Origin of the sequence: Marinobacter sp. UBA3604 (genome assembly GCF_002375325.1) — a bacterium.
In the GTDB taxonomy this organism is placed as follows: domain Bacteria; phylum Pseudomonadota; class Gammaproteobacteria; order Pseudomonadales; family Oleiphilaceae; genus Marinobacter; species Marinobacter salarius.
The window spans coordinates 25,151-39,403 of record NZ_DFMB01000017.1 but is presented as its reverse complement, the minus strand read 5'-3'; the positions used below and the strand labels follow the sequence as shown (position 1 = coordinate 39,403).

At 58.1% G+C, this 14,253-nt stretch carries 13 protein-coding genes; 12 read left to right on the top strand and 1 reads right to left on the bottom strand.

Going from position 1 to position 14,253, the window contains the following annotated elements; genetic code table 11:
• Complete coding sequence (upp, locus tag B2590_RS05175) at positions 1–639, bottom strand: uracil phosphoribosyltransferase (RefSeq protein WP_036204856.1); 639 nt, start codon at positions 637–639, stop codon at positions 1–3.
• 225 nt (positions 640–864) lie between these two features.
• Between upp and flhA the strand changes: the two genes are divergently transcribed.
• The 12 genes from flhA to B2590_RS05115 all read left to right on the top strand — a co-directional run bounded on the left by flhA (position 865) and on the right by B2590_RS05115 (position 14,123).
• Positions 865–3,039, top strand: coding sequence for a flagellar biosynthesis protein FlhA (flhA, locus tag B2590_RS05170; protein ID WP_036204858.1), 2,175 nt, complete (start codon positions 865–867; stop codon positions 3,037–3,039).
• A gap of 60 nt (positions 3,040–3,099) precedes the next feature.
• The gene (flhF, locus tag B2590_RS05165) at positions 3,100–4,401 is read left to right on the top strand and encodes a flagellar biosynthesis protein FlhF (RefSeq protein ID WP_041333680.1); all 1,302 of its coding nucleotides are present in this window, start codon (positions 3,100–3,102) and stop codon (positions 4,399–4,401) included.
• A 46-nt stretch (positions 4,402–4,447) separates the two neighbouring features.
• Complete coding sequence (locus B2590_RS05160) at positions 4,448–5,260, top strand: MinD/ParA family protein (protein ID WP_036204860.1); 813 nt, start codon at positions 4,448–4,450, stop codon at positions 5,258–5,260.
• 30 nt (positions 5,261–5,290) lie between these two features.
• Entirely contained in the window at positions 5,291–6,022 is a 732-nt protein-coding gene (locus tag B2590_RS05155) for an RNA polymerase sigma factor FliA (protein ID WP_036204862.1), read from the top strand.
• Between the two features lie 176 nt (positions 6,023–6,198).
• The gene (gene cheY, locus B2590_RS05150; RefSeq protein ID WP_036204864.1) at positions 6,199–6,582 is read left to right on the top strand and encodes a chemotaxis response regulator CheY; all 384 of its coding nucleotides are present in this window, start codon (positions 6,199–6,201) and stop codon (positions 6,580–6,582) included.
• A 21-nt stretch (positions 6,583–6,603) separates the two neighbouring features.
• Positions 6,604–7,392, top strand: a complete 789-nt coding sequence (locus B2590_RS05145) for a protein phosphatase CheZ (protein ID WP_036204866.1) — start codon at positions 6,604–6,606, stop codon at positions 7,390–7,392.
• A gap of 17 nt (positions 7,393–7,409) precedes the next feature.
• Positions 7,410–9,572, top strand: a complete 2,163-nt coding sequence (locus tag B2590_RS05140; RefSeq protein ID WP_085680038.1) for a chemotaxis protein CheA — start codon at positions 7,410–7,412, stop codon at positions 9,570–9,572.
• Between the two features lie 32 nt (positions 9,573–9,604).
• Complete coding sequence (locus B2590_RS05135; protein ID WP_041333682.1) at positions 9,605–10,750, top strand: protein-glutamate methylesterase/protein-glutamine glutaminase; 1,146 nt, start codon at positions 9,605–9,607, stop codon at positions 10,748–10,750.
• Entirely contained in the window at positions 10,750–11,487 is a 738-nt protein-coding gene (locus B2590_RS05130) for a flagellar motor protein (RefSeq protein ID WP_007153952.1), read from the top strand. The genes B2590_RS05135 and B2590_RS05130 overlap by 1 nt, the downstream gene beginning before the upstream one ends.
• 28 nt (positions 11,488–11,515) lie before the next feature.
• Positions 11,516–12,298 carry a flagellar motor protein MotD gene (gene motD / locus B2590_RS05125; protein ID WP_036204881.1) on the top strand — a complete coding sequence of 261 codons (783 nt, stop codon included), beginning with the start codon at positions 11,516–11,518 and terminating at the stop codon, positions 12,296–12,298.
• Between the two features lie 246 nt (positions 12,299–12,544).
• On the top strand, positions 12,545–13,342 hold the full coding sequence (locus B2590_RS05120; RefSeq protein ID WP_041336586.1) for a ParA family protein: 798 nt from the start codon (positions 12,545–12,547) through the stop codon (positions 13,340–13,342).
• Positions 13,335–14,123: a chemotaxis protein CheW gene (locus B2590_RS05115; protein WP_286847878.1), complete on the top strand. Its 789-nt coding sequence runs from the start codon at positions 13,335–13,337 to the stop codon at positions 14,121–14,123. The genes B2590_RS05120 and B2590_RS05115 overlap by 8 nt, the downstream gene beginning before the upstream one ends.
• Positions 14,124–14,253 lie beyond the last annotated feature (130 nt).

Here is a 14,253-nt window from a genome sequence, read left to right as displayed (position 1 = left end):
TTAAACGTCCTTCTGCTTGGTGCCGAAGATTTTGTCGCCGGCGTCGCCAAGCCCCGGAAGGATGTAGCCTTTTTCATTCAGCCTGTCATCGATTGATGCGGTGTAGATCGACACATCTGGATGTTTCTCCAGCACCTTTTCCACGCCTTCCGGCGCTGCAACCAGAACCAGGGCGCGGATCTCGTTGCTACCGGCTTTCTTCAGCAGGTCGATGGTAGAGATCATGGAACCGCCGGTGGCCAGCATGGGGTCGATGATCATCGCCATGCGCTCATCCAGTTCGCCTACCAGCTTTTCAAGATAGGTGCTGGCTTCCAGGGTTTCCTCGTTGCGTACCTGGCCCACGACGCTTACCCGGGCACCAGGAATCAGGGTGAGCACGCCGTCCAGCATACCGAGGCCGGCCCGCAGGATTGGCACGATGGTGATTTTCTTGCCCTGGATCTGTTCAATTTCCACCGGGCCCGCCCAGCCTTCAATAGTTTTCTTCTGCAGCGAGAAGTCTTTGGTGGCCTCGTACGTCAACAGGGCACCGACTTCCTGAGCCAGCTCCCGGAAATTCTTGGTGCTGATGTCTGAGCGGCGCATCAGGCCGAGTTTATGGCGGATAAGGGGGTGCTTGACCTCGTGAATTGGCATGGGCTCACCTTTGCGTCTGGGTCGATGATGTGGTTGTGGGCGCAGTAAAGACGCCAGCAAATGGCGCAAGGATACCGTATCTTGCCGAGTCCGTCAGGCGCGGTGACAAGAAAAGCCGTAAGGGGTGGTACGGATCTTGCGAATACCCCGTCAAACGATGCGTCTGCGTCAAAAAAACGACCCGCACACCCCTGCGGTTAACCGCCAATCGGAGAGTTTCCCGGCATGGACCGAGCGCTAGTCCTCAATAATGTCAAATCCCTGACGCGGGGTAATATCGGCATTCCCGTGATGTTGATGGGATTGCTGGGCATGATGATTCTGCCCATGCCGGCGTTCATGCTGGACGTTTTCTTTACCTTCAACATCACCTTGTCGATCGTGATCCTGTTGGTGTGTGTCTACGCCTTGCGGCCGATGGAGTTTGCCTCCTTCCCGACCGTTTTGTTGGTGGCAACACTGTTGAGGCTGGCGCTCAACGTTGCCTCCACGCGGATTGTTCTGCTCAACGGCCATGAGGGCGGTGATGCGGCCGGTAAGGTGATCGAATCGTTCGGCGCGGTCCTCATCGGCGGTAACTACGCGGTTGGCCTGGTGGTCTTCGCCATTCTCATGATCATCAACTTCCTGGTGGTCACCAAAGGTGCCGGCCGGGTGTCGGAAGTTAGCGCGCGTTTCACCCTGGATGCCATGCCGGGTAAGCAGATGGCTATCGATGCCGACCTTAATGCCGGTCTTATCAACCAGGAAGAAGCCAAGCATCGCCGGGCTGAAATCGCCCAGGAGGCCGATTTCTACGGCTCCATGGACGGCGCCAGTAAATTTGTCAAGGGCGACGCCATTGCCGGCCTGTTGATCCTGGCCATCAACCTGATCGGTGGCATTGCCATCGGTATGCTTCAGCACAGTCTCGATTTTGGTACCGCTACACAGAACTATGCACTACTGACCATTGGTGACGGCCTAGTGGCACAGATTCCGTCACTGCTGCTGTCGACGTCTGCAGCGATCATGGTTACCCGGGTAACGTCCAGCCAGGACATGGGCGGGCAGATACTGCAACAAATGTTCAACGCTCCCAAGGCGCTGGGTATCGCTGCCGTTATCCTCATCATCCTTGGCCTGATTCCTGGCATGCCGCACGTGGCATTCCTTGGTCTGGGCGCGATTGCCGGTGGTATTGCCTGGTACATATGGCAACAGGAGCGCCAGACCGTTGAGGAAGATGGTGTGTTCCCGGTCCGGGGCGGTGGTGCCCGTCCGGCAGGCCCGGGGCGCGACCTGCCGCCCGGTGGTGAGGGCGGTGAACACAGTGCCCAGCTGCCGCCGCCGGGGGAAACCCGGGAACTCGGTTGGGACGATGTGGCCACCGTGGATGTCGTGGGCCTGGAGGTGGGCTATCGCCTGATTCCCCTGGTGGATAAGTCCCAGGGTGGTCAGCTTCTCAGCCGCATCAAGGGCGTTCGCAAAAAGCTCTCACAGGATCTGGGCTTCCTGATGCCTTCGGTCCATATTCGCGACAACCTCGACCTGATGCCCAATGTTTATCGCATCACCCTGATGGGGGTGACCATTGCCGAGGCAGAAATCCATCCGGACCGTGAACTGGCGATAGACCCAGGTCAGGTGTTCGGCAAGATCGAGGGGATAGAGGGCAAAGACCCCGCCTTTGGCCTGGACGCCAGTTGGATCGAACCGGACAAGAAAGACCAGGCACAGACCCTCGGTTATACCGTCGTGGACGCCAGTACCGTAGTGGCAACACACCTCAACCAGATCCTCCAGAAACACGCCCACGAACTGCTTGGCCATGAGGAAGTCCAGAAGTGGCTGGAACAGCTCGAGAAAGTATCTCCAAAGCTGGCGGAAGAACTGGTACCCACCACCATTTCCATCAGCCTGCTGCTGAAGGTGCTGCAGAACCTGCTGAAAGAGGAAGTGCCGATCCGTGACATGCGCTCTATTGCCGAAGCGATCGTGAACGTTCATCCGAAGAGCCAGGACCCGAAGCTGCTGACCACGGTTGCCCGCCAGTCACTGCGCCGGATGATTGTCCAGAGTATCTGTGGCAACGACACAGAGATCCCGGTGATCACTCTGGATCCAGACTTGGAACAGTTATTGCTGAAGTCCATGCAGCAGAGTCAACAATCCGGCGGTCAGGAAGACATCGGGCTGGTGCTGGAGCCAAATATGGTTGAGAAGCTTCAGAGGTCGCTCCAGGACAGCGTTCAGCGCCAGGAGATGTTGGGCAAGCCGGCGATTCTATTGGTTTCAGGGCCCTTGCGCCCGGTACTGGCGAAGTTTGCCAGCTACGGAGTAGAGCGTCTGCATGTACTGTCGTACCAGGAAATTCCGGATAACAAACAGATCACTATTGTCGCATCCGTCGGTCAGTAAAGGCCGCGGCTGGAAAGGCGGAAGGCGCTGGAAAGCGCTGACCGGGGAGGAAGCATCATTATGAAAGTTAAGCGGTTTTTTGCCCAAAGCATGGCAGAGGCACTGCGTCAGGTGCGGGATCAGATGGGTCCCGATGCCGTAATCCTTTCCAATCGTCGTGTGGATGGTGGCGTCGAAATTGTGACAGCGCTCGATTATGACGAAAATATGGCGCGCCAACGCCTCGGTGACGCTGCGCGGGAAGCCACCAATGGCTCACGGCTAGCCGAAATGCAGGCGGAACAGCATCGCCGCCTGGAGGACGAACTCGGCCGCTCTCGCGATCGTATTCGGGAAGTGCGGGAAAAGCGCGCGACCTATGGTAATGCGGTTGCGGTTGCGGGTGGGGACTTCGGTCACGCTGGCTTGTCGAAAGAATCGCTGGCCGACGATGACATGGTGGTTGAAGAGCCTACCGCTGCCAGCGCTGCCTATTCCGGAGAACTGGCGCAAATGCGTGCGGAGATCAGTTCCCTTCGTGACCTGGTCAGTGCCCGGAATGGCGGTGAACCCGAACAAACAGCGGTGAACGCAGTACAGCAGAGGCTGTCTGAGAGGTTGCAGGAGTTTGGTCTCGGGCTGGAGCTCGCCAACTCTCTGTCCCGGCGCCACCGCGCAGGCCGGCTTGAGGATGGCTGGAAGCAGTCTCTGAAAATGCTGGCCGCCGGTGTGAAGACCGCGCGTACTGAATGGGCGGATGAGGGCGGTGTCTACGCCCTGGTGGGCCCAACCGGGTCCGGCAAGACGACGACCATCGGCAAGCTGGCCGCGCACTATGTGCTGCGCCACGGTGCCGACTCTCTGGCGCTGGTCACCACCGATCGCTATCGGGTCGCGGCCCATGAGCAACTATTTGTATTCGGGCGCATACTGAACGTTCCAGTTCGGGTTGTGGACGAAACCCATTCCCTGGACGACATACTGGACGAACTGTCGGACCGGCACCTGGTGTTGATTGATACCGCTGGCCTGACCAGCACCGACAAGGGCTACGAGGAGCAGCTTATGGAGCTGGCTCGCAGTCACCATCGGATTCGAACCCATCTGGTGGTTTCGGCAACCAGTCAGCCGCGCATCATGAAATCCGTTTGGCATTGCTATAAGATGGCAAATCTTACGGGTTGTGTGATGACCAAAATCGATGAAGCACTGACCCTGGGTGAATCGCTGGGATTCGTCATGGAAACGGGATTGCCGGTGGCGTATTACACCGACGGGCAGAAAATCCCGGAAGACCTGCACCACGCTGAGTCCATTCCGCTGGTGCGGTTGGCCGTGGAGAGGCTGAAGAAACTCCAGCAGCAACAGGCAGTCGCTGTTTAAAAACAACACAGCCTGCGGTTAAACGCGGCAAGAGATCAGAGTCAGTATGAGCAAACCACATCCGGTACAGGTGATTGCCGTTTCCGGCGGGAAAGGGGGCGTTGGCAAGAGCAACGTATCAGTGAACCTTGGCATCGCCCTAGCACAAATGGGACGGCGGGTGGTGCTGCTCGATGCCGACCTGGGCCTTGCCAACATTGACGTTCTGCTTGGCATTACCGCCAATCGTAATATCCAGGACGTCATCGCCGGGGAATGTGACCTTCGGGATGTGTTGGTCAACGGCCCCGGTGGCATCAAAATCGTGCCCGCGTCCTCAGGTACCCAACGCATGACCCAGCTTTCCAATCTGGAGCACGCTGGCCTGATCAACGCGTTCAGCGAACTGGGTGACCAGATCGATGTGCTGATCGTTGATACCGCTGCGGGTATTTCCGAATCGGTGGTCAGTTTCCTCCGAGCCTCACAGGAACTATTACTGGTTGTCTGTGATGAACCTACCTCTATCACCGATGCCTACGCCCTTATAAAGCTTATGAACCGGGATTACGGCACCAACCGCTTCCGTATACTGGCCAATCAGGTCAGGAATGAGCAGGAAGGTCGCCATCTGTTTGAAAAACTGACCCGGGTTACCGAGCGCTTTCTTGATGTGGCACTACAATATGTGGGTATGGTGCCGTATGACGAGGCCGTAAAAAAAGCGGTACAGCGCCAGCGTGCCGTGCTGGACGCCTATCCGCGGGCAAAAGCATCGTTGGCGATCAAGAGCCTCGCGGAGAAAGTGGATAGCTGGCCGCTGCCATCATCGCCCCGGGGACATCTGGAATTCTTTGTGGAGCGGCTCGTCGAAGTCTGATTTTGATCCTGTCACTGAATAGCCGGATACATGACATTGGCGAAAGAACTTGGAACCTACAACCGGACGGGTACACGAGGACCTTCCCAGCTCGTTGAGGAGCAGGCCCCGCTGGTCAAAAAAATAGCGCTTCACCTCATGGCGCGGCTGCCGGCATCTGTCCAACTGGATGACCTTATGCAGGCAGGCATGATTGGCTTGTTGGAAGCTGCACAGCGATACAGTTCCGACAAGGGGGCTACCTTTGAGACATACGCCGGGATCCGGATTCGCGGAGCCATGGTAGATGAAATTCGCAAAGGTGACTGGGTACCCCGATCCGTCCACAGGAACTCCCGCCGCATTGCCAAAGCCATCAAGGCTGTCGAGGACCGCCTGGGTCGGGAAGCTCAAGACTCGGAAGTAGCCGAGGAGCTGGGGCTGGACCTCGACGAATACTATTCCTCCCTGAGCGATGCTAACAGTGGCCGACTTTTTAGCCTGGATGAGCTCAATGAATCCGGCGAGCTGCCGATAGAAGAAACAGAGGACAGTGATAACCCGTTGGATGGCTTGGCGTCCGACAACTTCCGGAAGAGCCTGGCAGCTGCGATTGGTGACCTGCCCGAGCGAGAAAAGCTGGTGCTCAGCCTTTACTATCAGGAAGAATTGAACCTGAAGGAAATTGGTGCTGTGTTGGGTGTCAGTGAAAGCCGGGTCAGCCAGATTCACAGCCAGGCCGCGCTCCGTCTGCGGGGGCGTCTTACTGGTTGGCAGAGCTGAACAGGCCGCCAGTCCCATTGAACGGCGTTACCAGGCATTCTTTACTGTAGCCTTTTGGTAACCGGTGCTTTACAACCGGCTCAAAGGCCACACAATAAGCGGTTAAACTACCGGCCTGCTAGACTGTGAGCCGGAAGCCAAAAACGAATTCCGGGCGTTTTTAACTGGAGGTCCCATTGGACAAGAACATGAAAATCCTGATTGTGGATGACTTCTCCACAATGCGACGGATCATTAAGAACCTGCTTCGCGATCTCGGTTTTACAAACACTGACGAAGCAGACGACGGCAATACAGCACTGCCTATGCTCAGGAGCGGCAAATACGATTTTCTGGTAACCGACTGGAATATGCCAGGGATGTCCGGACTCGATCTGCTCAAGGAAGTCCGTGCCGATGACAGCCTGAAAACCCTGCCTGTGCTCATGGTGACCGCCGAGGCGAAGCGCGACCAGATTGTCGCTGCTGCGCAGGCCGGTGTGAACGGCTACGTGGTCAAGCCCTTCACGGCAGCCGTACTCAAGGAGAAGATTGAGAAGATCTTCGAACGCATCCAGTAATTCAGAGGTCGGACGGCTCCCATGAGCAATAGAAAAAAAGACCCACAGGGGCTCGACCCGGAGGTCACGGAGAAACTCCGCAGCCAGGCGGCCGAGTTGGTTGAACAGGTCAACGCCGGGGACTATGGCCGCGCGATGACGCTGATCAATGAATTGAGCGAGGTGAGGGACCAGAGCCTGTATCGGGAAGTCGGCCGCTTGACCCGCAGCCTCCACGAGGCGATCCGCAATTTCCAGATCGATCCCCGTAACGCCGAACAGTCAGAAGCTCTGTCGAAGATGACCGATGCGTCGGATCGCCTTGAGTACGTGGTTCAGATGACCGGTAAAGCGGCCAATCGGACCATGGATCTGGTTGAGGAGGCTATGCCCAAGGCCAGCGCCCTCCGCGACGAGGCCGCCGAGCTGAGAGACCAGTGGCAGAAACTGCGTCGCCGCGAGATGGCGCCGGCTGAATTTCGTGAGCTCTATGCCCGTATCGACACGTTTTTCGTGACCCTGAATACCGATGCCGGGGCGATGTACGACAACTTGTCGGAAATTCTTCTGGCCCAGGATTTCCAGGACCTCACTGGGCAGGTGATCCAAAAGGTCACCACTCTGGTTAAAGAGGTGGAAGAGCATCTGTTGAGCCTGGTAGTGATGGCGAGTCATGTGGACCAGATGACCGGCACCGTGCATGAACTGGAAGAGCGGGAAAAGATATCGGCGGAACAGGGTGTTGGTCCACAGATCAAGGCCGAAGAACGCGAAGACGTAGTATCGGGACAGGACGATGTTGATGATCTTCTGTCCAGTCTCGGTTTCTGAGTAAGAGAGGGTAACGCATGGCGCTTGATGCCGATGAAGAGATCCTGCAGGACTTCCTTGTTGAGGCAGGCGAGATACTCGAAAAGCTGTCGGAGCAACTGGTCGACCTGGAACAAAACCCGGACGACAGCGATCTGCTCAACGCCATCTTCCGAGGCTTTCACACCGTAAAAGGCGGCGCTGGGTTTCTGCAACTCGATGCCCTGGTGAACTGCTGTCATTCCGCGGAGAACGTCTTCGATATACTGCGCAACCATAAGCGCAAGGTAGACTCGGAACTGATGGACGTGGTGCTGGAAGCCCTGGATCACGTCAATGCCATGTTTGAACAGGTTCGCCACCACGAGGAACCGACGCCAGCTCCCGAGGAACTGATTGCCGCTCTGGACGCATTGGCGCAGCCGGCAGGGGAGTCGTCGCCAGCAAACGCAGCGGTCGCTCGCGAAGAACAGAACGAGAGCAATGAAGCCAGTTCTGGAGACGATGGCGGTGATATTACCGACGACGAATTCGAGCGGTTGCTGGATGCCCTGGAAGAGGAAAAGACCAGCGCTCCGGTTTCCAGTGACGACGGCAATGAATTTTCAGGCGGTGACGGAGGGAGCGGAGACGACATCTCCGATGATGAATTCGAGGCCCTGCTGGACCAATTGCATGGCAAGGGACAGTTCTCAGGCCCGCCTGAAACCGGCAAGACAGCCCCTGACAGCCAGGATGCCTCGGGCGACAAGGTTACCAGTGATGAGGCCAGTGACAGCAAGGGTGGCGACGACCTGATTTCGGACGACGAGTTCGAAAAGTTGCTGGATGACCTGCACGGCAAGGGTGGTAGCCCTACGGCAGAAACTGCCAAGCCGGCCCCTGGGCCTGCTGCAAAGCAGCCGTCGGCCACGTCTCCCAGTGCCAAGGCTGACAAGCCCGCGCAACCGACTGGTAAGCCCGAAAAAGCGCCTGCGGATAATGGCAAGGCAGGCGTAACGCCCGCGATGCCGGCACGGGATGCGAATGCACCAGTGGCTGAAACTTCGGTGCGGGTGGATACCAAGCGCCTGGACGACATCATGAACATGGTGGGTGAACTGGTGTTGGTGCGTAACCGGTTGCAGCGTCTGGGCGCCCAGAGTGAAGACGAGCATATGCACAAAGCCGTCTCCAACCTGGACGTGGTGACCACCGATCTTCAGTCAGCGGTGATGGCAACGCGGATGCAGCCCATCAAGAAAGTATTTGGCCGCTTCCCGCGGGTGGTTCGCGACCTGGCACGCAGCCTGAAGAAAGAAATCAACCTTGAGATGCACGGCGAAGAGACCGACCTGGACAAAAACCTGGTCGAGGCGCTGTCCGATCCTCTGGTCCATCTTGTTCGCAACTCGGTTGATCACGGTATAGAGGCACCCGATATTCGTGAAAAGGCGGGCAAGCCTCGTCAGGGTCGTGTGACGCTGTCGGCTGAGCAGGAAGGCGACCACATCCTGTTGTCCATCGAAGACGACGGTGCTGGTATGGATCCGGATGTACTGCGCCGAAAAGCGGTCGAAAAGGGCATCTACGAACAGGATGCCGCTGACCGACTGACCAACACCGAGTGCTACAACCTGATTTTCTCCGCCGGGTTCTCCACCAAGGATCAAATATCGGATGTGTCCGGTCGTGGCGTTGGCATGGACGTGGTGAAAACCAAGATCAGTCAGCTCAACGGGCAGCTGAGCGTCGAGTCGGAGCTGGGCAAAGGGTCTCGCATCGTCATCAAGGTGCCGCTGACCCTGGCCATCATGCCTACCCTGATGATCATGCTTGGCGACCAATCCTTCGCGCTGCCACTGGTGAACGTGGTCGAGATTTTCCATCTGGACCTCAGCAAGAAGAACATTGTGGATGGCCGTGAATGCATCGTGGTTCGAGACAAAGTCTTCCCGTTGTTCCACATCAAGCGATGGCTGGTCAAAGGCGCCGCTGGGCAGCCGGAACCAGAAAACGCCCACGTGGTTATCGTGGCGATGGGAACGCGGCGCGTCGGTTTTGTGGTGGATCAGCTGATCGGGCAGGAAGAGGTGGTGATCAAGCCCCTGGGCCGGGCCCTTCAGGGAACGCCGGGTATGGCGGGTGCGACCATCACTGGCGACGGTCGTATTGCACTCATTATTGATGTTCCGAGCCTGCTGCAAAACTACGGCAAATAACGTTGCGGCGGGCCCAGGTTTAGGAGAAATGGATGACGGTTTCTGTCCTGGTCGTTGATGATTCAGGTTTTTTCCGCAAGCGACTGACGGAAATCCTGACCGCTTCCGGTCAGATCAAGGTGGTTGGCGTGGCCACCAATGGGCGCGAAGGTGTCGAGCTGGCTGAAAAGCTGAGGCCTGACGTCATCACCATGGACTACGAGATGCCCGTCATGGACGGTATCAGCGCCGTCCGTGAGATCATGAAGCGACAGCCGGCGCCGGTATTGATGTTCTCCTCTCTCACCTACGAGGGTGCCCGGGTGACCCTGGATGCCCTTGAGGCAGGTGCCGTTGATTTCCTGCCCAAGAATTTTGAGGAAATTGCCCGGGATTCCAGTCAGCTTCAAAAAATACTCATTGAGCGTGTACTGGATGTCGCTGGCAGTCGCCCTGGTGCGAAACCGTCGGCGCCGCCTCCCACCGCTCCGCCGCCTTCGCCCCGTAGCCCTGCACCGGCAAGGCGCAGCGTGCCCGAGCGGCCGGCGGTATCGGACAGGTCCTCTCGCCCCAGCGCCCCAGAGCCTGAAGCACCGGCCCGTCGTTCGATTCGCCGCGGGCCTGCGAAACACTACAGTGTGGTTGCCATCGGCACGTCCACCGGCGGCCCGGTGGCCTTGCAACGTGTACTAATGGCGTTACCGGCCGGGTTTCCCGCGCCTGTGGTGCTCGTTCAGCATATGCCGGCCAGTTTTACCCCGGCGTTTGCCGAGCGCCTGAACAAGCTGTGCCAGATTCAGGTACGCCAGGCTGAAGACGGCGAAATGCTGAAGCCGGGCGTTGCGTTGCTTGCCCCCGGGGGCAAGCAGATGATGATTGAAAACCGGGGTGGCCAGGGCAGGGTCAGGATTCTTCCCGGAGATGACCGGCTTAACTACAAGCCCTGTGTGGATGTGACGTTCGGCTCCCTGGCCAGGAGTTTTCCCGGCAAGACCCTGGGCCTGATCCTGACGGGTATGGGCTCGGATGGAAAGGAAGGCTGTCGCCTGATGAAGCAGTCAGGCTCCGATATCTGGTCCCAGGACGAAAAAACCTCGGTGATCTACGGTATGCCCATGGCCGTGGCCAAGGCCGGGTTGTCTGACGAAATCCTTGCGCTCGATGACATTGGTCCCCGCCTGGCGGATGGGGTGAGCTGATGGATATTCTCAGCCTGCTGGGCGTCATTCTTGCCTTTGTGGCGATTCTCGGTGGAAACCTGCTGGAAGGTGGCGCCATCAGCTCGCTGTTCAATGGCCCGGCCGCGCTGATCGTGATTGGTGGTACGCTTGCAGCCACTATTCTCCAGACCTCCTGGCCGCTGTTAAAGCGGGCCTTTTCCCAGGTGCGCTGGGTGTTCTTTCCCCCCTACATCAGCCTGGAAGATGGTATCGGCAAAGTCATCGACTGGAGCGTCAAGGCCCGTAAGCAGGGTTTGCTGGGGCTGGAAGGGTTGGCTGAGAAGGAATCTGAGCGCTTTGCCCGTAAAGGGCTGCAACTGCTGGTGGACGGCGCTGAGACAGAAACCATCCGTAGCATTATGGAGGTGGACCTGGAGTCCCGTGAACAGCGGGATCTGGAGTCCGCCCGGGTGTTTGAGGCCATGGGTGGCTATTCGCCGACCATTGGCATCATTGGCGCGGTGATGGGGCTTATTCAGGTGATGACCAACCTCGAAGACCCCCAGTCACTTGGCAGCGGTATCGCCACTGCGTTCGTGGCCACCATCTACGGTGTTGCTCTGGCGAACCTGCTGTTCTTCCCGGTTGCCAACAAGTTGCGAGGCATTCTGCGGGAACGCACCCGTTATGAAGACATGATGATCGACGGCATCATCGCCATTGCCGATGGCGAGAACCCTAAATCCATCGAGCTGCGCCTGCGGGGCTTCCTGTAGTGCCGGCACCTGGCTGAGGGGTAAGCTGATGAGACGACGCAGGCAGCAGGATGACGATCTTCACAACAAGGAACGCTGGCTGATTTCCTACGCCGACTTCATCACCTTGTTGTTCGCGTTCTTTGTCGTGATGTATTCCGTGTCGTCGGTGAACGAGGGCAAGTACAAGGTGCTCTCTGAAACTCTGACTGGCGTCTTCAATGCCCCCCAGCGCTCCTTTCAGCCTATCGAAGTGGGTGATCAGCCTCGACGTTCGACGCCGCAGGCGGCCGAGGATGTGATTAACCCGCCGGTGACCGAAGCTCCGCAAAATCCCTCCATGAGTGCAGAAGGGCGCACCGAGGCGCTGCGTGCCATGGCGGACCAGTTGGCTTTGGAGTTTGACGAACTGATCAATCAGGGTGTGGTTACACTGGAAACCAGCGACGAGTGGTTGGAGCTCAGTCTCCGCAACAGCCTGCTATTTGGTAGTGGTGATGCCGAGCCCCATTACGATGCCTTCGACGTGGTGGAGAAAATCGCTGCTGTACTCCGCAACCGGGATAACGCGATCCGGGTTGAGGGCTTCACGGATAACCGCCCGATAAACACCGGTGCCTTCCCCTCCAACTGGGAGCTGTCCGCTGCGCGATCAGCGGCGGTTGTGCGCATGTTGTCGATGGAGGGTGTTGAGGCCGAACGGCTGGCCGCTGTTGGTTACGGTGAGCACCAACCGGTGGCCCGCAACGATACCGAGGAAGGCCGCCGTCGCAATCGACGCGTGGTCCTGCTGATCTCCCGCGACGCCAGTATCCGTGGCGCGATGCGATAACACCTTTCTGATCATCACGTTGCGGAGTCATGGCGGAAGGTGCCTATAGGCGAGTTGGCACAATATCTGTATTAACGTCTGTACATCTTTAGATCCCGGCAAGCGCTTGCCGGATTGTTTTCAAGTTGAACGGATCGTGGCCGATAACTCGTTATGCGTGCGACGTTTCCGGAACGGGTATTTCTGGAGAATCAGTGTGGTGACGAGGTTGGCGATGAATTTGGTGACGGATATGGAGTGCACAGCGTGCGCATCTGGGCAGTAGCCAATCAAAAAGGCGGTGTGGGCAAAACCACATCGGTTGTCGCCCTGGGTGGCCTCTTGGCCGAGAGCGGCAAGCGCGTTCTGGTGGTCGACCTGGACCCTCACGGATCATTGACCAGCTGGTTCGGGTACGACCCGGATACCATTGCCCACAGTGTGTTCGATCTGTTCCAGCACCAGGGTAAAGTACCGGATGGTTTGCCGGCCCAGTTGATTACCGAAACCAGCTGTCCGGGGCTATCCCTGTTGCCGGCCAGCACAGCGCTGGCAACTCTCGAACGGAGAATGGTCGGTGTTGAAGGCATGGGACTGATTGTATCCCGGGCCCTGACCCAGTTGTGGGACGATTTCGACTACGTCCTGCTGGACAACACCCCATCGCTCGGCGTGCTGATGGTGAACGCGCTTGCCGCCGCACAACACCTGATCATTCCGGTTCAGACCGAGTTTCTTGCCATCAAAGGCCTTGAGCGAATGCTGCACACGCTCACCATGATCATGCGCTCCCAGAAGAACCAGCTTTCCTACACCATTGTACCGACGCTGTTTGACCGGCGAACGCAGGCATCGGTAAAAAGTCTTAACCAGTTGAGAAAGACCCACAGCGATACGCTATGGCGCTTCGCCATTCCAGTGGACACCAAGTTCCGCGATGCCAGCCAGGCCGGGATTACCCCATCATCCATGGATGCTGAAACCCATGGTGTTCGGGGATATGCCCGCCTGCTGAGTGATCTACAGGAAATAACACGCTCGGTGGCGGAGCGTCGGCATGGCTGACAAAAAAATGACACAGGTGGCGGACCCTGGCTCCGCCATTGCCAGCTATCTGGACGAACTGCTGCATACGGCGACAGATAGCGCTCTGCGTGAGGAACCGGAACCGCCAAAACCGGTGGCTCGTGAACGCACTCGCATCGCGCCGAAGCCTGCGCCCATTGTGGCCCGTCCGGTCGCGGAGGCGAAGTCTGAGTTGCAAAAGCCGGTAACACCGGCCCCGGTGGCGGAAAAAGCACCGGAGGTGGAGTCGCCCCCGGTTGAGCACAAACAGGCCGCCGATATTCCGTCGCCTCCTGAGGTGGAGCCCCCGGGGCGGCCGGAATGGTCAGACAAACCGTTCGAATGCCTGATCTTCACGGTGGCAGGGCTGCAGTTGGCGGTGCCGTTGATACTGCTCGGCGCCATTCATCGAATAGAAGAGCCGGTGAAGCCGATCCCCGGCAGCCCCCGCTGGTATATGGGCATGCGCCCGGACCGGGAACGTAATCTCAGAGTGGTGGATACGGCGGAATGGATTATGGCGGGCCGGGCACCGGAGGACGCACGGGACAACTATCGCTTCGTGATCCGGCTGGACAGCAGTGAGTGGGGGTTGGCCTGTGACGATGTCGCGCAGTCGTTTACCCTGAAACCGGATGAAGTACGCTGGCGGACGGCCCGCAGCAAGCGACCTTGGCTGGCGGGCACGGTCATCGACCACATGTGCGCACTGATTGATGTTAAAACCATGGCGGACTTGCTGGTCCGGGCTGAGCGGGAACACCACCTCGACCTGAGTTAGCAATTTCCGGTTACCGAATGAAACCGTGCTCTGCTGGCACGGTTTGTGCCCTGAACTATAGTATTGGGCACTGATGATGAATTTTTGACGATCAGGCTGCCCGCCGGGCAGCCGAACAGGAGATACAAGG